At 43.7% G+C, this 21,340-nt stretch carries 16 protein-coding genes, 16 tRNA genes and 3 rRNA genes; 32 read left to right on the forward strand and 3 right to left on the reverse strand.

All coding sequences use genetic code 11. The features are described 5' to 3' along the window. The first annotated feature begins 85 nt into the window (after positions 1 to 85). The 5 genes from NST09_RS04330 to NST09_RS04350 all read left to right on the forward strand — a co-directional run bounded on the left by NST09_RS04330 (position 86) and on the right by NST09_RS04350 (position 5,593). Positions 86 to 1,108, forward strand: coding sequence for an ABC transporter ATP-binding protein (locus NST09_RS04330; protein ID WP_342493382.1), 1,023 nt, complete (start codon positions 86 to 88; stop codon positions 1,106 to 1,108). Continuing rightward, on the forward strand, positions 1,077 to 2,054 hold the full coding sequence (locus NST09_RS04335) for an ABC transporter ATP-binding protein (RefSeq protein ID WP_342493383.1): 978 nt from the start codon (positions 1,077 to 1,079) through the stop codon (positions 2,052 to 2,054). The genes NST09_RS04330 and NST09_RS04335 overlap by 32 nt, the downstream gene beginning before the upstream one ends. Further along, positions 2,029 to 3,615, forward strand: coding sequence for an ABC transporter substrate-binding protein (locus NST09_RS04340; RefSeq protein WP_096881158.1), 1,587 nt, complete (start codon positions 2,029 to 2,031; stop codon positions 3,613 to 3,615). Before NST09_RS04335 ends, NST09_RS04340 begins: the two co-directional genes overlap by 26 nt. Before the next feature lie 61 nt (positions 3,616 to 3,676). After that, positions 3,677 to 4,678, forward strand: coding sequence for an ABC transporter permease (locus tag NST09_RS04345; protein WP_017358852.1), 1,002 nt, complete (start codon positions 3,677 to 3,679; stop codon positions 4,676 to 4,678). An 18-nt stretch (positions 4,679 to 4,696) separates the two neighbouring features. After that, a complete protein-coding gene (locus NST09_RS04350) occupies positions 4,697 to 5,593 on the forward strand; it encodes an ABC transporter permease (protein WP_008341942.1) in 897 nt (298 codons plus the stop codon). Positions 5,594 to 5,622: 29 nt separating this feature from the next. On the opposite strand, the gene NST09_RS04355 is transcribed toward NST09_RS04350, so the two are convergent. After that, a complete protein-coding gene (locus tag NST09_RS04355; protein ID WP_116307679.1) occupies positions 5,623 to 6,696 on the reverse strand; it encodes an aromatic acid exporter family protein in 1,074 nt (357 codons plus the stop codon). Positions 6,697 to 6,943: 247 nt separating this feature from the next. Beyond that, positions 6,944 to 8,239, reverse strand: a complete 1,296-nt coding sequence (locus tag NST09_RS04360) for a glutamate-1-semialdehyde 2,1-aminomutase (RefSeq protein WP_342493384.1) — start codon at positions 8,237 to 8,239, stop codon at positions 6,944 to 6,946. 129 nt (positions 8,240 to 8,368) lie between these two features. Here NST09_RS04360 and bcp point away from each other — a divergent pair, with 129 nt between their 5' ends. Both bcp and perR read left to right on the forward strand, forming a co-directional pair. Beyond that, positions 8,369 to 8,836, forward strand: a complete 468-nt coding sequence (bcp, locus tag NST09_RS04365) for a thioredoxin-dependent thiol peroxidase (protein ID WP_007496746.1) — start codon at positions 8,369 to 8,371, stop codon at positions 8,834 to 8,836. Between the two features lie 159 nt (positions 8,837 to 8,995). Next, positions 8,996 to 9,433 (forward strand): peroxide-responsive transcriptional repressor PerR, encoded by a 438-nt coding sequence (perR, locus tag NST09_RS04370; protein WP_003217782.1) that lies wholly within the window; start codon positions 8,996 to 8,998, stop codon positions 9,431 to 9,433. Positions 9,434 to 9,468: 35 nt separating this feature from the next. On the opposite strand, the gene NST09_RS04375 is transcribed toward perR, so the two are convergent. Further along, the gene (locus NST09_RS04375) at positions 9,469 to 9,816 is read right to left on the reverse strand and encodes a YgzB family protein (protein ID WP_007496750.1); all 348 of its coding nucleotides are present in this window, start codon (positions 9,814 to 9,816) and stop codon (positions 9,469 to 9,471) included. Positions 9,817 to 10,005: 189 nt separating this feature from the next. On the opposite strand from NST09_RS04375, the gene NST09_RS04380 reads away from it, so the two are divergent. The 25 genes from NST09_RS04380 (at position 10,006) to NST09_RS04500 (ending at position 21,337) form a co-directional block, all read left to right on the forward strand. Continuing rightward, complete coding sequence (locus tag NST09_RS04380; protein WP_017358856.1) at positions 10,006 to 10,884, forward strand: nucleotidyltransferase-like protein; 879 nt, start codon at positions 10,006 to 10,008, stop codon at positions 10,882 to 10,884. 318 nt (positions 10,885 to 11,202) lie between these two features. Further along, positions 11,203 to 12,751 (forward strand): 16S ribosomal RNA (locus NST09_RS04385). A 182-nt stretch (positions 12,752 to 12,933) separates the two neighbouring features. Continuing rightward, positions 12,934 to 15,864 (forward strand): 23S ribosomal RNA (locus NST09_RS04390). Positions 15,865 to 15,974: 110 nt separating this feature from the next. Continuing rightward, positions 15,975 to 16,090 (forward strand): 5S ribosomal RNA (gene rrf / locus NST09_RS04395). Together the 16S, 23S and 5S rRNA genes with 16 tRNA genes alongside form the textbook arrangement of a ribosomal RNA operon. 9 nt (positions 16,091 to 16,099) lie before the next feature. Beyond that, positions 16,100 to 16,174 (forward strand) — tRNA-Asn (locus NST09_RS04400). A 4-nt stretch (positions 16,175 to 16,178) separates the two neighbouring features. Then, positions 16,179 to 16,269: transfer RNA gene (locus NST09_RS04405), tRNA-Ser, on the forward strand. 17 nt (positions 16,270 to 16,286) lie between these two features. Beyond that, a tRNA-Glu gene (locus tag NST09_RS04410) sits at positions 16,287 to 16,361 on the forward strand. 32 nt (positions 16,362 to 16,393) lie between these two features. After that, positions 16,394 to 16,469 (forward strand) — tRNA-Val (locus tag NST09_RS04415). A 15-nt stretch (positions 16,470 to 16,484) separates the two neighbouring features. Next, positions 16,485 to 16,561, forward strand: a tRNA-Met gene (locus NST09_RS04420). A 14-nt stretch (positions 16,562 to 16,575) separates the two neighbouring features. Then, positions 16,576 to 16,652: transfer RNA gene (locus NST09_RS04425), tRNA-Asp, on the forward strand. A 19-nt stretch (positions 16,653 to 16,671) separates the two neighbouring features. Beyond that, positions 16,672 to 16,747 (forward strand) — tRNA-Phe (locus tag NST09_RS04430). A 6-nt stretch (positions 16,748 to 16,753) separates the two neighbouring features. After that, a tRNA-Thr gene (locus tag NST09_RS04435) sits at positions 16,754 to 16,826 on the forward strand. 15 nt (positions 16,827 to 16,841) lie between these two features. Beyond that, positions 16,842 to 16,926, forward strand: a tRNA-Tyr gene (locus tag NST09_RS04440). 13 nt (positions 16,927 to 16,939) lie between these two features. Further along, positions 16,940 to 17,013, forward strand: a tRNA-Trp gene (locus NST09_RS04445). Between the two features lie 24 nt (positions 17,014 to 17,037). After that, a tRNA-His gene (locus NST09_RS04450) sits at positions 17,038 to 17,113 on the forward strand. A 9-nt stretch (positions 17,114 to 17,122) separates the two neighbouring features. Beyond that, positions 17,123 to 17,194: transfer RNA gene (locus NST09_RS04455), tRNA-Gln, on the forward strand. A 7-nt stretch (positions 17,195 to 17,201) separates the two neighbouring features. Then, positions 17,202 to 17,276 (forward strand) — tRNA-Gly (locus NST09_RS04460). A gap of 5 nt (positions 17,277 to 17,281) precedes the next feature. Then, a tRNA-Cys gene (locus NST09_RS04465) sits at positions 17,282 to 17,352 on the forward strand. Positions 17,353 to 17,366: 14 nt separating this feature from the next. After that, a tRNA-Leu gene (locus NST09_RS04470) sits at positions 17,367 to 17,455 on the forward strand. Positions 17,456 to 17,493: 38 nt separating this feature from the next. Then, positions 17,494 to 17,575, forward strand: a tRNA-Leu gene (locus NST09_RS04475). 158 nt (positions 17,576 to 17,733) lie between these two features. Beyond that, positions 17,734 to 18,204, forward strand: a complete 471-nt coding sequence (locus tag NST09_RS04480; protein ID WP_039962725.1) for a GNAT family N-acetyltransferase — start codon at positions 17,734 to 17,736, stop codon at positions 18,202 to 18,204. Positions 18,205 to 18,231: 27 nt separating this feature from the next. After that, the gene (locus NST09_RS04485) at positions 18,232 to 18,513 is read left to right on the forward strand and encodes a transglutaminase family protein (RefSeq protein WP_213406529.1); all 282 of its coding nucleotides are present in this window, start codon (positions 18,232 to 18,234) and stop codon (positions 18,511 to 18,513) included. 363 nt (positions 18,514 to 18,876) lie between these two features. Beyond that, entirely contained in the window at positions 18,877 to 19,302 is a 426-nt protein-coding gene (locus tag NST09_RS04490) for a hypothetical protein (RefSeq protein ID WP_212339531.1), read from the forward strand. A gap of 416 nt (positions 19,303 to 19,718) precedes the next feature. Beyond that, complete coding sequence (locus NST09_RS04495; RefSeq protein WP_138825426.1) at positions 19,719 to 20,513, forward strand: phosphotransferase; 795 nt, start codon at positions 19,719 to 19,721, stop codon at positions 20,511 to 20,513. A 119-nt stretch (positions 20,514 to 20,632) separates the two neighbouring features. After that, positions 20,633 to 21,337 (forward strand): hypothetical protein, encoded by a 705-nt coding sequence (locus NST09_RS04500; protein WP_342493385.1) that lies wholly within the window; start codon positions 20,633 to 20,635, stop codon positions 21,335 to 21,337. Positions 21,338 to 21,340: the final 3 nt, after the last annotated feature.

Raw genomic sequence — 21,340 nt, forward strand, 5'->3', positions numbered from 1 at the left:
GGCTTTTTTATGCTTGTCAAAAACATGACATATTTCCCAGCTTGTCTCAATACAATTTTAAAAAGTATGACGGGGTGGTGAAGATGTGAAAGAACAAGAAGTATTGCTAGATGTCAAACAGCTGTCCATTGCCTTTCAGCAAAAAAAGCAGAGAGTGCCGATCGTCCATGACATCTCATTCTCTATTCAAAAAGGAGAAACCTTAGGTATTGTGGGCGAATCTGGCTGCGGGAAAAGCATCACATCGATGTCTTTAATGGGGCTGAATCACCAAACAGAAACAACAGGTCACATACAATTTGAAGGTCAAAACCTGCTGTCACTTTCGGAGAAACAATGGCGAGAGGTCAGAGGGAATGACATCTCAATGATTTTCCAGGAACCCATGACTTCTCTCAATCCACTCATGACCATCGGCAAGCAAATGACAGAAGCCCTTTTCACACATCAGGCCATCAGCCAAAAAGAAGCAAAAGTGAAGGCAGTAGATTTGCTTCAAACGGTAGGCCTGAAACAAGCAGCGTCATTACTCAAAAAATATCCACATGAACTATCGGGCGGCATGCGTCAGCGTGTGATGATTGCGATGGCGATGCTGTGTCACCCAAAGCTCATGATTGCAGATGAACCAACGACTGCACTTGATGTCACCATCCAAGCACAAATTCTTCGTTTGCTCAAAAAGTTAAATGAAGAGATGGACACCGCTATTTTATTTATTACTCATGATTTAGGCGTCGTGCGGCAAATATGCCAGCGTGTCATGATTATGTATGCCGGTCGAATCGTAGAAGAAGGAACCGTTGACCGTATTTTCCAAAAACCTCTCCATCCCTACACGAAAGGTCTTTTCGCCTCTGTTCCATCATTTAAAGAGAAAAAAGAAAAACTCATGTCCATTGCGGGTCATGTACCTAAGCCAGGAGCTATTCGGTCCGGTTGTCAATTTGCACCACGCTGTCCATATCAAATGACGCAATGTCTTGAAAAAGACCCATCTTTACAATCCATTTCACACAATCACCGCGTCGCATGTTTTCTAATGGAAGGAGGAGAAGACACTGAATCACCCACTCTTGCAAGTGAATCAACTGACGAAGCGTTATGACACATCGGCATTTTTTTCTAAACACAAACAGACGACTTTGGCTTTAAATCAAGTGTCCTTTCACATGAAAGAAGGAGAGACGCTCGGCATTGTGGGCGAATCTGGCTGCGGGAAATCAACCCTTGGCAAAAGCTTAATGAGATTAATCGAACCGACTTCTGGCTCAATCCAAATGAAAGGAAAAGAAGTGATGCTTCTTAAAGAACGAGACATGCGTTCCTTCAGAAAAGACATTCAAATGATTTTCCAAGATCCATACGCTTCCTTAAATCCACGAATGAAAATCAAAGACATTTTAGAAGAACCGCTCATTGTTCATAAACATGGAACAAAAGCAGAAAGACAAAAGCGGGTAAAAGAGATGCTGCACATTGTTGGGTTTGACCCATCCTATGGAGATCGATATGCGCACCAATTCAGCGGCGGCCAGAGGCAGCGTATTGGAATTGCTAGGGCACTGATTACTCATCCAAGTCTTGTGATTGCCGATGAGCCAGTTTCCGCTTTAGATGTATCGGTTCAAGCGCAAATTTTGAATTTAATGCTCGAATTGCAAAAGACGCTTTCTCTGACGTACTTGTTTATTTCTCACGATCTAGGCGTTGTCAAGTATATGAGCGACCGAATTGCAGTGATGTACGCTGGCCGTATTGTAGAAATGGGTCCTGCGGAGGCCGTCTTTCACAAGCCGCTTCATCCTTATACATCGCTTCTTCTGACATCCATTCCACATATGGATCACGTGCTGGAAACGCAGGATGTGTCAGCAGAAGAATCCACCTTGTTGTCAGAAGATGGCTGTCCTTTCTATAAAAGATGTCCAAAAAGGTGGGCGCAATGCTTGCAAGCTGTTCCGCCTTTGTATGAGGAGGAAACAGGTCATGCAGCTGCGTGCTATTTATATCAAAAGGAGGAACACAATGAAGAAGACATGGTTATTCAGTAGTTTCATTCTTGTGCTAGCACTTGCGTTATTTTTAGGGGGCTGTTCATCTTCATCAACATCAGAAGAAAAAGCCACAAAAGACACTCTCGTATTCGGCAGAGGAGGGGACTCTACGTCACTTGATCCGATTACAACAACAGAAGGCGAAACCTTCAAGGTCACAGAGAATATGTTTGAAAAGCTTTTGAATTACGGTGAAAAAGACACGACCATCCATCCGGGCCTCGCAACAGAATGGGATGTTGCAAAGGACGGAAAATCGTACACGTTCTACTTAAGAGAAGGTGTGAAATTTCACGATGGCACAGACTTTAATGCAGAAGCTGTAAAATTCAACTTTGACCGCTGGATGAATGGAGATGCCGAAAAATTTCCTTACTACGGCATGTTTGGCGGCTATAAAAAAGATAAAGGGCATGTCATTAAAGACATCATCGTCAAAGGAGAGCATGAAATTGAATTTCAACTCAAACGCCCGCAAGCAACATTTCTGAAAAACATCGCCATGTCACCATTTGGTATCGCTAGTCCTGCAGCAGTTGAAAAAAGCGGTGATTCATTTAGAGAAAACCCAGTGGGCACAGGACCATTTAAGTTTAAAGAATGGAAGCAGAACGATCGTATTGTCTTAGAAAAGAACGAAGATTACTGGCAAAAAGATAAACCAAAACTGAAACAAATCATCTTCCGCTCTATTCCTGAAAACTCTGCTCGTTTAAATGCGCTTAAAACAGGCGAAATCGACTTAATGGATGGCGTCAATCCGTCCGATTTAGATGGCATTAAAACAGACAAAGCGCTCCAGTTGATTGAAAGACCATCCATGAACGTAGGTTATATCGGGTTGACAGTGACTAGAAAGCCGCTTGATAACAAGTTGGTTCGTCAGGCACTCAATTATGCAGTTGATAAAGAATCAATCATCGAGTCGTTTTATGGAGGGCTTGCTGAACCAGCAAAAAATCCACTTCCTCCGTCATTAGAAGGCTACAATGACGAGATTGAGCCATATCCATATGATCCGGAAAAAGCAAAAGAACTATTGAAAGAGGCAGGCTTCCCTGACGGTTTTCGCATCAAGCTTTGGGCAATGCCTGTGCCGCGTCCATATATGCCAGACGGGATGAAGGTAGCTGAAGTCATTCAGTCAAACTTTGAAAAAGTTGGTGTCAAAGCCGAAATCGTCACATATGATTGGGCGACTTATTTAGATAAAGCAAGTAAAGGCGAAGCAGATGTGTTCTTATTAGGATGGACAGGGGACAATGGCGATCCTGATAATTTCATCTATACATTATTAGATAAAGACAGTATTGGCGGCAACAACTATACATTCTTCCAAAACGATAAAATGCATGACATCCTCATTGAAGCGCAGACCGATACGGATCAAAAGAAGCGAAATGAATTATATCAAGAAGCTCAAGAAATCATTCATGATGAAGCGCCTTGGATTCCATTAGTCCATTCAATTCCAATGCTTGCTGCATCTAAAGATTTAAAAGGCTACCAGCCGCATCCGACTGGTTCCGAAGCATTGACTGACGTATATTTCGAATAAGCAAATAAGGGAGATCGTTCGATCTCCCTTATCCAAACAATGAAAAGGCGGTGAAAGCTGTTTGTTTGCTTATTGTATGAAGCGAGCAGGAATGCTCATTCCAGTACTGATCGGAATGACCTTAGTTGTATTTTCTATTATTCGGTTTATCCCTGGAAATCCGGCGCAGGTCATCTTAGGACAGCGGGCAACGAAAGAAGCAGTAGAGCAATTGACGATTCAGCTTGGTTTAGACCAGCCGTGGTACGTTCAATATGGTCACTACATGCTGGGGCTTTTAAAAGGCGATCTAGGGACTTCCATACGAACAGGAGCGGCTATTGCCCAGGAAATGAAGCCTTACTTATTTGCTACATTAGAATTGACTTTCTTCGCTATGTTGCTGGCGATTATTGTCGGTGTGAATGCCGGAATCATTAGTGCGTGGTTTAAACATTCTTTCTTTGATTATGTGGCCATGTTTATTGCGCTCATTGGGGTGTCCATGCCGATTTTCTGGTTAGGCTTAATGGGACAATGGCTATTCTCGATTGAATTAGGTATTTTGCCGACTACAGGACGAGAAAACGTCAGAAATCCGGTAGAGTCGATCACCTATATCCATACGCTGGACACGATTTTGCAAGGACGATTTGATCAATTTTTTGACAGCATCAAGCATTTAATTTTACCAAGTACCGCTCTCGCAACGATTCCTGCTGCGATTATTGCAAGGATTACAAGGGCAAGTATGCTGGAAGTTCTTCATTCAGATTTTATTCGAACAGCAAAAGCAAAAGGGGTACGTTCATTTTTTATCATTTATCAGCATGGGCTGAAAAATGCGCTCATTCCGATTTTAACGATTATTGGTCTTCAAACAGGTCTCTTGCTAGGCGGAGCCATTCTAACAGAAACGATCTTTGCTTGGCCGGGAATTGGGCGATATATTTACGATGCCATTAGCTATCGTGATTATCCTGTCATTCAAACTGGCATTCTTGTTGTTGCGCTCATATTTGTGCTGATCAATTTCATTGTGGATATCTTGTATGCAGTCATTGATCCGAGGATTAAATACTAGAGAAGGGAGAGTGACGACATGGAAGCGCAAAAAGAGCTTCAAGCACCTGAACAAAAGGAAGAACGCTCTCAATCACTGATTCTTGAATCGATGAAACTGTTCTTTCAGCACAAGCTGGCGGTCATTGGCACTGTGATTGTCTTTTTATTTCTTATCCTAGCAATCTTTGCACCGCTCATTGCTCCTTATGGAATCAACGAGCAGTCACTAGGCGAACGATTTAGTGCCCCTTCGGCTGCACATTGGTTTGGTACGGATGATTTCGGGAGAGACATATTTTCTAGAGTCGTGCATGGAGCTCGGATTTCATTATGGGTGGGTTTCTTCTCCGTTCTCGGGTCGGTTATTTTAGGGACATTGCTTGGATTGATGGCAGGTTACGGCGGCAGATTGCTGGATGCTGTCATCTCAAGACTATTTGATATTTTACTCGCTTTTCCTAGCATTCTATTAGCGATTGCGATCGTTTCCATCTTAGGCCCTTCCTTACAAAATGCCCTTATTGCCATAGCGATTATTAACGTCCCGACTTTTGGGCGGCTGGTTCGTTCAAAGGTGCTGAGCATTAAGCAAGAAGAATATGTTTTAGCAGCAAAAGCAGTTGGGATGTCACACCGCCGCATTGTTCTTCGTCACATTCTGCCAAATAGTATGGTGCCGGTCATCGTTCAAGCGACGCTTGCGATTGGTACTGCCATTATTGAAGCGGCGGCTTTAGGATTTTTAGGATTAGGTGCACAAGCGCCAAGTCCAGAGTGGGGGAAAATGCTTGCAGATGCGAGACCTTATCTCGTACAAGCGCCATGGACTTTATTTTTCCCGGGGATTGCGATTATGCTGACGGTTCTTGGCTTTAACTTGATGGGAGATGGATTAAGAGACACCCTTGATCCTAAAATGAAGAAAATAAAATAAGACCGATTCTAAGAATCGGTCTTTTCTATTTAAGCTTCTTTTTCTTCTGTCTCAATCTCACTATCTTTTGGGTGATACGTTTGGAAGCTTGTAATCAAAGTATCTAGATGCTCCAATTCATCACGGTATTCAATAATACTCGACATCACATTCAGCATATTGTAATCCAGCAAGTTGTTTTCTTGATTTTGCTGGTGCTGAATAAATGATTTCGTTAATGCTTCAAGACGAAGAGAGCATTCATTCTGAAAATCATCGTCCTGCGGTTTCATTTTTCCAACAAACTTCATCAAGGTACGTTCATGCCAATAAAGCAAATAATCAATCTCATCTGTTAAGCTCTCTCTGAAATGCTCTGGCATCAAATGAATTTCATTTTCTAACTTATGAAGCTTTTTCAGCAAGTACAGCGCTCGATTAGACGTCATGATTGCCTGTCTGAATAAAACAAGCTTTCTAGATTTGACATAAGTTGTTTTCTTTAAATAGCTTCGTTCTTCTTTGTATAACAAGTAAATGTGATCTAATTTGATCATGCGTTCTTTTATTTGATCGATGTCATCCTTTAAAGTGGAATGATCAGTTGACTGTCTGGAGCTCAGACGGATCCATTTTAAAATCTCCTCCGTATTTTCCATAATGTGATGAACAAGCTTTGTTTCATACTTTGGCGGCAGGAAAATCAAATTCACTAAAAATGAAGAAAGTACGCCTAACACCACAGTTGCTGTTCGAATTAAGGCAAAGGAAAGGAAATGATCCCCTGCACTTTCTAAAATCGCGATGACGGTTACGAGTGCAATCGGAATCGTGTGTTCAATCTTCAGCTTTAAATTAATCGCAATGACCATGACGGCAGTTAAGCCGATGATGACGGGTCCTGTGCCAAAAAGCAGACCGAACGTAATGGCAAGTGCTGCTCCAATAATATTGGCTTGCACTTGATCAACAATCGTTAAAAATGATCGATAAATAGATGGCTGGATAGCAAATACAGCTGCAATTCCCGCGAAGACGGGTGTCGGCAACCCAAGCCATGTTGCCAGGTAAAGCGCGAGTACAATGGCAATACCAGTTTTTAAAATACGGGCTCCAAGTTTCATTGGTTTTGTCCCTGCATTCCTTTCTTTTCGATAATAGATGACCACTTGTCATATATCATAAATATTTTGATGAAACAACTAAGTAATATACAGCGGTCTTCCGAAATATTCAAGTGATTTTTGAAAGTTCATGAAAACATCAAAAGAAGGTATTGAGAAAAAATGTAACAGATTCACTCGCTTTTGACAATCAAGAGCTGGTAAATAAAAAAACAGACGCATGAATTTACGTCTGTTTTTCTCTTCATTATGATTGTTTCAGTTGTTCAAACGCATGATCTACTGCTTTGAGCGTTTCAGAAATATCATTTTCAGTATGCGCAATGGTTAAGAACCACGCTTCATATTTAGAAGGAGCGAGGTTAATACCTTGTGCGAGCATGAATTTAAAGAAACGGGCGAACATTTCACCATCCGTATTTTCAGCCTGCTCGTAGTTCACAATCGTTTCCTTTGTAAAATAAATGGTGAGAGCACCTTTTAAGCGATTCACTGTAATATCTACTTGATGTTTTTTTGCGTGGGCTAAAATTCCCTCTTCTAACATGGCCCCGAGCTGATCCAGACGTTCGTAGACTCCGTCTTCTTTTAACACTTCCAAGCATGCAATACCAGAAAGGATGGAGGCGGGATTTCCTGCCATCGTACCAGCTTGATAGGCTGGTCCAAGCGGGGCGACTTGCTCCATAATTTCTTTTTTGCCGCCGTAAGCGCCGATTGGAAGACCGCCGCCGATAATTTTACCTAATGCAGTGAGGTCAGGTTTTATTTGAAGCAAGTCCTGTGCACCACCATACATAAAGCGGAAAGCTGTAATGACTTCATCATAAATGACTAGAGCCCCTTTTTCATGAGTCAGGTCATTAACCTGCTGCAGGAAACCGTCTTTAGGCTCTACGATGCCAAAGTTTCCGACAATGGGCTCAACAAGAACAGCTGCTACTTCATCACCCCAGCGGTCTAATGCTTCTTTGTAGTTGTCTATATCGTTGAATGGAACGGTAATGACTTCATTTGCAATACTTTTAGGCACGCCCGCTGAATCTGGTGTTCCTAAAGTGGAAGGTCCAGAGCCAGCCGCAACTAGCACAAGATCAGAATGACCGTGGTAACATCCGGCAAACTTAATGATCTTTGTTCTACCTGTATAAGCGCGAGCGACACGGATTGTCGTCATCACAGCTTCTGTACCTGAATTGACAAAACGAACTTTATCCAAAGCAGGCATCGCTTCCTTCAGCATCTTAGCAAAAGTAACTTCATGCTTCGTTGGTGTTCCGTAAAGGACACCCGTCTCGGCTGCTTTCGTGATGGCTTTTGTAATATGAGGATGAGCATGTCCCGTAATAATTGGACCGTATGCTGCCAAATAGTCGATATAACGGTTTCCGTCAACATCCCAAAAATAAGCGCCTTCGCCTTTTTCCATTGCAACAGGTGACCCGCCGCCCACTGCTTTATATGAACGAGATGGGCTGTTAACCCCTCCAACAATATGCTCCAGCGCCTCTTGGTGTAATTTTTCTGATTCGGTGAATTTCATAAATAGCCTCCTATCTCAACGTATCACGTCGTCTATCATTATTTTAACATGCCGATGCAAGCGTCCTTAGTTGAATATCTTCTCGAAATTGGATAGGCTAATGAAAAAATAGGTTGGAGGGATTGTATCATGACAATCGAAGTGGGGCAGCAAGTACCTGATATTGAATTACTCGGTGATAATGGAGAGAAAGTAAAGCTCTCTGATTTTAAAGGGAAACACATTGTCCTTTATTTTTATCCAAAAGATATGACGCCAGGGTGTACAACGGAAGCCTGTGATTTCCGTGACCGCCATCAAAGCTTTGCGGAATTAGATGCTGTGATTATCGGCGTAAGCCCAGACGGTCAAGACAAGCACCAAAAGTTTAAAGAAAAACATGACTTACCTTTCCTGCTTCTTGTAGATGACGAACAAAAATTGTCTGAAGCTTTCGGTGTATGGAAGCTGAAAAAGAACTTTGGTAAGGAATACATGGGAATTGAACGCTCAACGTTTCTTATTAATAAAGAAGGAAAGCTTGTGAAAGAGTGGCGTAAAGTAAAGGTGAAAGATCATGTGGAAGAAGCGCTTGAGGAACTGAAAGCTCACGCTTAATATGTTGACGTGATGAGATCGGCAGTCGTGCCGGTCTTTTTTGTATAGAAGAATAGGTAAAAAAGAGGATTGTAATTGACAAAGTTTCGGCTCTGGGGGTACACTATTTATAAAGATTATAATATAAGAATATTTTTGAAAAGAGAGGTGCATGATGAAATGGCTGCTCACGAACTAAAAGACGCTTTAGATGCTCTAAAAGAAACCGGTGTTCGAATTACTCCGCAGCGCCATGCCATCTTGGAGTTTCTCGTAAATTCTATGACACACCCAACCGCGGACGATATATATAAGGCACTTGAAGGAAAATTTCCTAATATGAGTGTAGCAACGGTTTACAACAATTTACGAGTCTTCCGGGAATCTGGATTAGTAAAAGAATTAACGTATGGGGATTCCTCAAGCCGATTTGATTTTGCGACATCTGACCATTACCATGCGATTTGTGAAAACTGCGGAAAGATTGTGGACTTTCACTATCCTGGCCTTGATGAAGTAGAACAGCTTGCATCCCATGTGACAGGCTTTACAGTAAGTCATCATCGCTTGGAGATCTATGGCACTTGTCAAGAATGTGCAAAAAAAGAAAATCATTAATGAAAAAGCTGACCAGTTGAATGGTCAGCTTATTTTTATGACTTTTTTCGATTGTAGGATTCATCAAACTCTTTGCCTTCTAATGCTGGATCGAGTGTAAGTGGCTCTCTGCAATGCATGCACATGTCCACTCGCCCAAGCACTTTTGTTTCCTTCTCACAGCCTGGACATACGACACGGACTGCCTTCGTAGAAAGCATACCGATCCAAAAGTAAACGGCTGTACTCAAACCAATCGATAACACGCCGAGTAGCATAAAGAAGGTCGACAGCCAGACCGATTCCTTGAAGAACACACCGATATACATGATCAAAAAACCAACAAAAACCAAACTAAGTGCAAATGTTCTGATTTTATTAATCTTACTGGAGTATTTCGCCATCCCTAGTCCCCCTTATCTCCAATATAGCACATTTTACCTTTCTGTTTGAATTAGTTATAGAGTTTTGTGAATAAATTGCTTATAATGATTCAACGATCTTTTTTCATGTATTGAAGGAATTTTGATTCTATGAGGAGAAATACATAGCATTAGAGAAGAACCTTACACCCGAGTATTGGAGGAATCACTATGGAAAATCTTCTCCGTCCTATTTATCAAGAGAGAGCAAGTCATCCAGATACATTAGCTGTGATTATAGTAGAAAGAAGACATAAAGTATCTTCTGAGACGGATAACTTTGATGCAGCGCTTCTAGTCATCGTAAAGGATGCGGAAGAACCGTTATTTATTAAGCACTATGAATCCGGTCACCAAACAGCTTCTTTAAATGTTGTCACAGATGATCAGTTGAAGGAATGGATTACCTTAGGTACCAACAGACGGATTATTGATTGGATTTTAAACGGAAAAGTCCTGTTTGATCGAAATGAATATATTTTCAACTTGATTGATGAACTGAGTACATTCCCGTTTTCTAACCGCAAGCTCAAAATTGGTTTAGAATATGGCAAGCTCATTCGAAGATATATAGAAGGAAAAGCATTTTTTGAATCAAATCAATTCCTCGATGCATATAATTCCATTGTGCATGCCCTGCATCATCTGGCGCGTATTGAAGTGATTGATAAAGGCTTCCACCCAGAAGTGACCGTTTGGAACCAAGTACGACATATGGAACCGGAAGTATATAAACTTTATTCAGAGTTGATTGAAAGCCACGAAAGTCTTCATAAGCGGTTAGAACTTTTATTCCTAGCGAATGATTTCTTGATTCATTCAAAAGCAGAAATTGGTGCGGCTCATTTGCGTCATGTCATGGAACAGCAGGATATTTGGCTGTTTGGCGAGCTTCTTGCACATCCTGATCTCAAACATTTCACGCCTGATCTTAGTGTGATGATTGATTTCTTTGTGGAAAAAGGAATTGTGCTAGTAGAGCCAATTGAGACGAAGGGGCAAAAAATCTATCATCGAGGATATTTTGTTAAAAAAGATATTGACGCATGAATATTATGATGGTATATTATTAAACGTCGCTAATGAGCAACTGAGTTGCTTTGAAAGAAAAGCTGACAAAAAGAAGTTCAAAAAAACACTTGACGCACACGGTGCTCGAATGTTATATTAAGAAAGTCGCCTCTGAGCGACAATGAAGATGATCTTTGAAAACTAAACAAGACAAAACGTACCTGTTAATTCGAGTTTTTATAAAAAAATCCTATGATAGATCATAGGTAGTCAGTCAAACGCTGACGAGGCAGGAAATGATCACATGCTAAGTTCGCTACATCGTGTAGCAACGCATGTGTGATATGCATCCTGCATACCTCGGAGAGTTTGATCCTGGCTCAGGACGAACGCTGGCGGCGTGCCTAATACATGCAAGTCGAGCGGACAGAAGGGAGCTTGCTCCCGGATGTTAGCGGCGGACGGGTGAGTAACACGTGGGTAACCTGCCTGTAAGACTGGGATAACTCCGGGAAACCGGAGCTAATACCGGATAGTTCCTTGAACCGCATGGTTCAAGGATGAAAGACGGTTTCGGCTGTCACTTACAGATGGACCCGCGGCGCATTAGCTAGTTGGTGAGGTAACGGCTCACCAAGGCGACGATGCGTAGCCGACCTGAGAGGGTGATCGGCCACACTGGGACTGAGACACGGCCCAGACTCCTACGGGAGGCAGCAGTAGGGAATCTTCCGCAATGGACGAAAGTCTGACGGAGCAACGCCGCGTGAGTGATGAAGGTTTTCGGATCGTAAAGCTCTGTTGTTAGGGAAGAACAAGTGCAAGAGTAACTGCTTGCACCTTGACGGTACCTAACCAGAAAGCCACGGCTAACTACGTGCCAGCAGCCGCGGTAATACGTAGGTGGCAAGCGTTGTCCGGAATTATTGGGCGTAAAGGGCTCGCAGGCGGTTTCTTAAGTCTGATGTGAAAGCCCCCGGCTCAACCGGGGAGGGTCATTGGAAACTGGGAAACTTGAGTGCAGAAGAGGAGAGTGGAATTCCACGTGTAGCGGTGAAATGCGTAGAGATGTGGAGGAACACCAGTGGCGAAGGCGACTCTCTGGTCTGTAACTGACGCTGAGGAGCGAAAGCGTGGGGAGCGAACAGGATTAGATACCCTGGTAGTCCACGCCGTAAACGATGAGTGCTAAGTGTTAGGGGGTTTCCGCCCCTTAGTGCTGCAGCTAACGCATTAAGCACTCCGCCTGGGGAGTACGGTCGCAAGACTGAAACTCAAAGGAATTGACGGGGGCCCGCACAAGCGGTGGAGCATGTGGTTTAATTCGAAGCAACGCGAAGAACCTTACCAGGTCTTGACATCCTCTGACAACCCTAGAGATAGGGCTTTCCCTTCGGGGACAGAGTGACAGGTGGTGCATGGTTGTCGTCAGCTCGTGTCGTGAGATGTTGGGTTAAGTCCCGCAACGAGCGCAACCCTTGATCTTAGTTGCCAGCATTCAGTTGGGCACTCTAAGGTGACTGCCGGTGACAAACCGGAGGAAGGTGGGGATGACGTCAAATCATCATGCCCCTTATGACCTGGGCTACACACGTGCTACAATGGACAGAACAAAGGGCTGCGAGACCGCAAGGTTTAGCCAATCCCACAAATCTGTTCTCAGTTCGGATCGCAGTCTGCAACTCGACTGCGTGAAGCTGGAATCGCTAGTAATCGCGGATCAGCATGCCGCGGTGAATACGTTCCCGGGCCTTGTACACACCGCCCGTCACACCACGAGAGTTTGCAACACCCGAAGTCGGTGAGGTAACCTTTATGGAGCCAGCCGCCGAAGGTGGGGCAGATGATTGGGGTGAAGTCGTAACAAGGTAGCCGTATCGGAAGGTGCGGCTGGATCACCTCCTTTCTAAGGATATATGGAGCAGCGTACGTTTTTCGTCTTGTTTAGTTTTGAAGGATCATTCCTTCAAACATGTCTCTAGCGAGACAGGATTGTTCTTTGAAAACTAGATAACAATAAGTAATACATTCACATTGAATGCAATGCAAAGTTCATCACACATAGTGATTCTTTCTAAAGTAAGAAATGGTTAAGTTAGAAAGGGCGCACGGTGGATGCCTTGGCACTAGGAGCCGATGAAGGACGGGACGAACACCGATATGCTTCGGGGAGCTGTAAGCAAGCTTTGATCCGGAGATTTCCGAATGGGGAAACCCACTGCTCGTAATGGAGTAGTATCCATACTTGAATACATAGAGTATGAGAAGGCATACCCGGGGAACTGAAACATCTAAGTACCCGGAGGAAGAGAAAGCAAATGCGATTCCCTGAGTAGCGGCGAGCGAAACGGGAACAGCCCAAACCAAGAGGCTTGCCTCTTGGGGTTGTAGGACACTCTATACGGAGTTACAAAGGAACGATATAAGCGAAGAGGTCTGGAAAGGCCCGCCAAAGAAGGTAACAGCCCTGTAACTGAAATGTTGTTCTCTCCAGAGTGGATCCTGAGTACGGCGGAACACGTGAAATTCCGTCGGAATCCGGGAGGACCATCTCCCAAGGCTAAATACTCCCTAGTGACCGATAGTGAACCAGTACCGTGAGGGAAAGGTGAAAAGCACCCCGGAAGGGGAGTGAAATAGATCCTGAAACCGTGTGCCTACAAGTAGTCAGAGCCCGTTAACGGGTGATGGCGTGCCTTTTGTAGAATGAACCGGCGAGTTACGATCCCGTGCAAGGTTAAGCAGAAGATGCGGAGCCGCAGCGAAAGCGAGTCTGAATAGGGCGCATGAGTACGTGGTCGTAGACCCGAAACCAGGTGATCTACCCATGTCCAGGGTGAAGTTCAGGTAACACTGAATGGAGGCCCGAACCCACGCACGTTGAAAAGTGCGGGGATGAGGTGTGGGTAGGGGTGAAATGCCAATCGAACCTGGAGATAGCTGGTTCTCTCCGAAATAGCTTTAGGGCTAGCCTCAAGGTAAGAGTCTCGGAGGTAGAGCACTGATTGGACTAGGGGCCCCTACCGGGTTACCGAATTCAGTCAAACTCCGAATGCCGATGACTTATCCTTGGGAGTCAGACTGCGAGTGATAAGATCCGTAGTCGAAAGGGAAACAGCCCAGACCGCCAGCTAAGGTCCCAAAGTATACGTTAAGTGGAAAAGGATGTGGAGTTGCTTAGACAACCAGGATGTTGGCTTAGAAGCAGCCACCATTTAAAGAGTGCGTAATAGCTCACTGGTCGAGTGACTCTGCGCCGAAAATGTACCGGGGCTAAACGTATCACCGAAGCTGCGGACTGTTCTTACGAACAGTGGTAGGAGAGCGTTCTAAGTGCAGTGAAGTCAGACCGGAAGGACTGGTGGAGCGCTTAGAAGTGAGAATGCCGGTATGAGTAGCGAAAGACGGGTGAGAATCCCGTCCACCGAATGCCTAAGGTTTCCTGAGGAAGGCTCGTCCGCTCAGGGTTAGTCGGGACCTAAGCCGAGGCCGAAAGGCGTAGGCGATGGACAACAGGTTGATATTCCTGTACCACCTCCTCACCATTTGAGCAATGGGGGGACGCAGGAGGATAGGGTAAGCGCGGTATTGGATATCCGCGTCCAAGCAGTTAGGCTGGGAAATAGGCAAATCCGTTTCCCGTGAAGGCTGAGCTGTGATGGCGAGCGAAATTTAGTAGCGAAGTTCCTGATTCCACACTGCCAAGAAAAGCCTCTAGCGAGGTGAGAGGTGCCCGTACCGCAAACCGACACAGGTAGGCGAGGAGAGAATCCTAAGGTGATCGAGAGAACTCTCGTTAAGGAACTCGGCAAAATGACCCCGTAACTTCGGGAGAAGGGGTGCTTCTTAGGGTGTTAAAGCCCCGAGAAGCCGCAGTGAATAGGCCCAGGCGACTGTTTAGCAAAAACACAGGTCTCTGCGAAGCCGTAAGGCGAAGTATAGGGGCTGACGCCTGCCCGGTGCTGGAAGGTTAAGAGGAGCGCTTAGCGTAAGCGAAGGTGCGAATTGAAGCCCCAGTAAACGGCGGCCGTAACTATAACGGTCCTAAGGTAGCGAAATTCCTTGTCGGGTAAGTTCCGACCCGCACGAAAGGCGCAACGATCTGGGCACTGTCTCAACGAGAGACTCGGTGAAATTATAGTACCTGTGAAGATGCAGGTTACCCGCGACAGGACGGAAAGACCCCGTGGAGCTTTACTGCAGCCTGATATTGAATGTTGGTACAGCTTGTACAGGATAGGTAGGAGCCTTGGAAACCGGAGCGCTAGCTTCGGTGGAGGCATCGGTGGGATACTACCCTGGCTGTATTGACCTTCTAACCCGCTGCCCTTATCGGGCAGGGAGACAGTGTCAGGTGGGCAGTTTGACTGGGGCGGTCGCCTCCTAAAATGTAACGGAGGCGCCCAAAGGTTCCCTCAGAATGGTTGGAAATCATTCGCAGAGTGTAAAGGCACAAGGGAGCTTGACTGCGAGACCTACAAGTCGAGCAGGGACGAAAGTCGGGCTTAGTGATCCGGTGGTTCCGCATGGAAGGGCCATCGCTCAACGGATAAAAGCTACCCCGGGGATAACAGGCTTATCTCCCCCAAGAGTCCACATCGACGGGGAGGTTTGGCACCTCGATGTCGGCTCATCGCATCCTGGGGCTGTAGTCGGTCCCAAGGGTTGGGCTGTTCGCCCATTAAAGCGGTACGCGAGCTGGGTTCAGAACGTCGTGAGACAGTTCGGTCCCTATCCGTCGCGGGCGCAGGAAATTTGAGAGGAGCTGTCCTTAGTACGAGAGGACCGGGATGGACGCACCGCTGGTGTACCAGTTGTTCTGCCAAGGGCATCGCTGGGTAGCTATGTGCGGACGGGATAAGTGCTGAAAGCATCTAAGCATGAAGCCCCCCTCAAGATGAGATTTCCCATTCCGCAAGGAAGTAAGATCCCTGAAAGATGATCAGGTTGATAGGTCTGAGGTGGAAGCGTGGTGACACGTGGAGCTGACAGATACTAATAGATCGAGGACTTAACCTATATTCTAATGTGAAAAATGAACATTGTTATCTAGTTTTGAGAGAACATTTTTTGAAATATCTCTTGATTTATTTGTAATACATAGTATAATATCTTTTGTCACTAAATTGTCTGGTGATGATGGCGAAGAGGTCACACCCGTTCCCATACCGAACACGGAAGTTAAGCTCTTCAGCGCCGATGGTAGTTGGGGGTTTCCCCCTGTGAGAGTAGGACATCGCCAGGCTTTCTTCATTCCGCAGTAGCTCAGTGGTAGAGCTATCGGCTGTTAACCGATCGGTCGTAGGTTCGAATCCTACCTGCGGAGCCAATTTGGAGAGCTGTCCGAGTGGCCGAAGGAGCACGATTGGAAATCGTGTAGGCGGTAACCCCGTCTCAAGGGTTCGAATCCCTTGCTCTCCGCCACAATTTACATAATAAAGGGCCCGTTGGTCAAGCGGTTAAGACACCGCCCTTTCACGGCGGTAACACGGGTTCGAATCCCGTACGGGTCACCATTTTTATAGAAATACATACCAGCATTTTATTCGGAGGATTAGCTCAGCTGGGAGAGCATCTGCCTTACAAGCAGAGGGTCGGCGGTTCGAGCCCGTCATCCTCCACCATATCTTTTATATCGTCGCGGGGTGGAGCAGTTCGGTAGCTCGTCGGGCTCATAACCCGAAGGTCGCAGGTTCAAATCCTGCCCCCGCAACCAAATTTCTCTTTATTGGTCCGGTAGTTCAGTTGGTTAGAATGCCTGCCTGTCACGCAGGAGGTCGCGGGTTCGAGTCCCGTCCGGACCGCCATTTTTTAAAAAGAATACTTGGCTCGGTAGCTCAGTTGGTAGAGCAACGGACTGAAAATCCGTGTGTCGGCGGTTCGATTCCGTCCCGAGCCACCACTATTTGCCGGTGTAGCTCAATTGGTAGAGCAACTGACTTGTAATCAGTAGGTTGGGGGTTCAAGTCCTCTTGCCGGCACTGTTTTTCAAATGTGGAGGGGTAGCGAAGTGGCTAAACGCGGCGGACTGTAAATCCGCTCCCTCCGGGTTCGGCGGTTCGAATCCGCCCCCCTCCACCATTTTTATTTTCATAGGGGCATAGTTTAACGGTAGAACAGAGGTCTCCAAAACCTCCGGTGTGGGTTCGATTCCTACTGCCCCTGCCAATTATATGATTCATAACATTTATGGCGGTTGTGGCGAAGTGGTTAACGCACCAGATTGTGGCTCTGGCACTCGTGGGTTCGATTCCCATCAATCGCCCCATTTTATTATTGGGCTATAGCCAAGCGGTAAGGCAACGGACTTTGACTCCGTCATGCGTTGGTTCGAATCCAGCTAGCCCAGTTGATATGCGGAAGTAGTTCAGTGGTAGAACACCACCTTGCCAAGGTGGGGGTCGCGGGTTCGAATCCCGTCTTCCGCTCCAATTATGGCGGCATAGCCAAGTGGTAAGGCAGAGGTCTGCAAAACCTTTATCCCCGGTTCAAATCCGGGTGTCGCCTTTTTTGAAAAGACTGCCGGGGTGGTGGAATTGGCAGACACACAGGACTTAAAATCCTGCGGTAGGTGACTACCGTGCCGGTTCAAGTCCGGCCCTCGGCACCATTTTTTATTTATTATAAGTTGCGCTCTTTAATGATCATGCCGGTGTGGCGGAATTGGCAGACGCGCACGACTCAAAATCGTGTTCCTCACGGAGTGCCGGTTCGACCCCGGCCACCGGTATCTATATCATCGGTAGTAAATACGATGAAATCAACGTTTCTTACACTTTGTAAGGAACGTTTTTTATTTATCTTCAATACGATTCTTATAAAAATATCGTGTACATATAATCGTGTGCTTACCTGTCATTAAACAAGAATGTTAAAGGAGGGATACATTTGGAGATAAGGTTTGCTAATTTATCAGATACATCGGTAATACATGATTTAATGATAAAGGCATTTTTGGAGTATAAAGACGAAGTGCCACCTTCAAGTGCTTTGGAGGAAACTGTGCAATCCGTTTTAATTGCCTTAAAAGACGGAGAGAGGAGTTTAATTTGTTATATTGATAATCAGCCAGTTGGAATGGTTCGCTTTAAAATAAAAGAAGATAGTTTATATTTTTATAGACTATCAGTAATTCCAGAAATGCAGGGTCATGGTATTGCCAAAAAATTATTAAGTTTTTTAGAAAATTTTGCAGTACAAGAAGAATTAACTAGTATATTCTGCAAAGTTCGTATGACCGTGACTAGAAACATAAAATTGTATAGTTCAATGGGATATAGCATCTACGATGAGGAAGTTGTACATAAGCCAAATGGTTTAAGTATAAAAATTGTTTCAATGATGAAAAAACTTGGTTAAAAAATTATCGATTGGAGGGTGAATTTCATGCATTTGATATGTGAAAGAAAAAAAATAGAAGATTATTTGCTTGAATTAAACCAAGTCAATTATACTAATCCTATTATTAGGTCTAATGCAGATGAACTTTTTAATCCGGCTCAAACTGAAATTGAAAAGACAAAACTTGCTTATGAGTATGTTCGTGATGAAATATCTCATTCTTGGGATATACTAGGGAAACGGGTAACATGTAATGTATCGGATGTATTAGTGTATAAAGAAGGAATATGCTATGCAAAATCTAATTTGTTAGCATCTTTATTTTAAGAAATGTTGAATAAATAGCATAATGCCAATGGTTCAAGGGTTCAGACGTTCAAGTACGACTCAAAATCGTGTTCCTCACGGAGTGCCGGTTCGACCCCGGCCACCGGTATCTAGTTTAAGATATTCTTTATTATCGTCAATTACAGAAGAATTAAGGAATATTAACGTTTAAAACGTCTTTCTACAAATTGTAGGAGGGCGTTTTTTATTTGTTGTTTAGCTGATTTTTCACACGGAAAAATTACTTCAAATCGTGTTCAAAGGAGATTAACTTTTACTTTATTGATGGTTACCTTATGATTAAACTAAAGGGGCAGGACAATTGAAGATGGATTGGATCAATTGTACATAGGAGGTGTTGTAATGATTACGGTTAAAAATGCTGAAAGTTATCTTAAAGATAGCATCGGTGAAGAGACCGATGAGATAAATAAGGTTTGGGAAACATTTAAGGCTTTTTCAAAGGAGACCGTTGAGGGCGAAGAAGATAAAGAAATTTTATTTCAGTGTGGTGTCTATGATTTTACAGGAGAGGAACTATTTCATCTTGATTTTGTACGTCAGTTTACAATTTATGAAAAAGATGATTATTCTCACATGGAACAACTGCACTGTGAATTTTTATTTAAACCAACAAGCGAGTTAAAAAAGTTAAAGGTGGTAGAAGAATGGTCAATGGATTATGACGATATAGATCATTTTTTTAATCATATTGAAAGTATTCATGAGTTTAAAATTCCTTTGACTTTAAAGCCGATAAAATCAGCAATATATCAAGAAGAACTTTAATTCTTATTTCATTAACGGCTGCTTTACTTTAAGAGGGTATACCTTGCCTTTTTGGAATCATTTATCACGTAGTGTCGGTTCGACTCCGGCCACCGGTATCTATTAAAAGTTTGGTTTTTACCGTGAACCTAACGTTTCACCCTCGTGGTGAAACGTTTTTTTGTGGTTTAAATGAGTTATTTAGATGAAAATAGAATCCTATTAGAATAGAATGAGCATGTACTAATTTTAACAGAATAAACTTTTGATGATTTGCAACATTTGGTACGATACATTTAACCATATAAGGAAACAGAATGGATTGGCGCATTCACATAAAACAGTGAATTACCTTTGTGTAACTAAATGAATATTTGTGGGTACATGCACATCTTTAGCTGGCATCATCATTGTGACCCAAGTTTGGGGGAGAATTTATGAAAAAACAAAATGATCATGAAGAGTTATTGACAGGTGGAAATGTCTCCAACGTATATCGTTCGGGAGATACGGTTCGCAGAGAGGGAAAGTCAGACAATATGAATATACAAAAGCTGCTAAAGCATTTAGAAAAAAAGAATTTCTCCTATGCTCCAACGTTTTTAGGGGTTGATGAAAAAGGTAGAGAGATCTTGTCCTTCATTGAAGGTGAGGCCGGTCATGATCCCTTAAAAGAATACATGTGCTCTCACAATGCTTTAAAAGATATAGCGAAAATGCTTAGACTGTACCATGATGCTGTATGTGATTTTCCCATTTCAGACGATTGGGAACGAATGGACAATACGCCTAACAACATAGAGGTTGTGTGCCATAATGATTTTGCGATGTACAATATTATTTTCAACAATAAAAAGCCAGTGGGAATCATTGATTTTGATGTAGCTGCCCCTGGTCCAAGGCTTTGGGATATTGCATATACCCTTTATACATGTGTGCCTCTCAGTAGGTTTTTTCGTACTGAAACAGGGGAGGTCGTAAATTATCATACATTAGAGCATGCAGCCCATATAAAGTATAGAGTCAAACTGTTTTTTGAAGCTTATGGTGAGGAAATACCAGAAGATTATGTGGACATGGTGTTACTGCGTTTAGAAGGTCTATGTCAATACATGAAGCGAAAAGCGAATGAAGGGGATAGAGCTTTTCAAAAAATGATTCATGACGGGCACCTTGAACATTATCAAAAAGACATTCAATTCATTCATGAACACAGAAAAGAATGGATTTGAGGATGCCAAGGGTTTTATAAAAGAAAAAGGCCAACTCATCTTTTTACTAGTTTCATGTGGATGTTACAATTGGTTATAATATATCAATAGAATGAATGTAAAGAGGCGGAGTTGTTATTTTGCAAACGAAGACGATATTACAGACTATTATTGAAGATGAGCGATCACATGATTATCCGCTTTTTAGACAGTACTGTGTAAGGAAAGAACAGGGTCTGCGTAAAGATGCGTTAAAGGTTCTTCAGTCTTTTGTTAAAGAGATGAATAAGAACGAATTTACAGCACGGCGTTCATTTGTTGCTTGGCTGTTTGATTACATTGAACGTTTTGAGGATGGTCATCATTTGCTTGTGTATCCATTGGTACATGGGGTGATCCACCCTGTTCTTCGAGAGTGGGAAAATATTGATCCAATGGATGTGAGACCGTATCGCTGGCAAGGCTTGTTTGTGCATCAGGGGGAAGGGCTGCCCTATTTATTGAAGGCACTAGAGATGGGTGGCAGCAAAGAGCAGCGAGTGATTGTTCAAATTTGCGAAACCTATTTCTCGGCTTTGTGGTATTCGTTTCACCATATACATGAAGATCTTTATTTAAGCATCTATGAGAAAGATCATGAGCGAATTCAAGGGATTCAAGATGTCATGAAACTGATCGAAGATAAAAATGTTCAAAGCAATGTTGAAAAACTAGCAGTCTACTATAACCAGCTTTTATCGGACTGGAAGGAATTTCAGCAGACGGAGACAAGAGGCTTTGTGAAATGGTGTGCGGATCGTAAGAAGCCCTATGAGTGGGTACAGACATTTTACTATAATCAATAGTTG

Source organism: Bacillus sp. FSL W7-1346, from assembly GCF_038593335.1.
GTDB classification, from domain to species: domain Bacteria; phylum Bacillota; class Bacilli; order Bacillales; family Bacillaceae; genus Bacillus; species Bacillus altitudinis.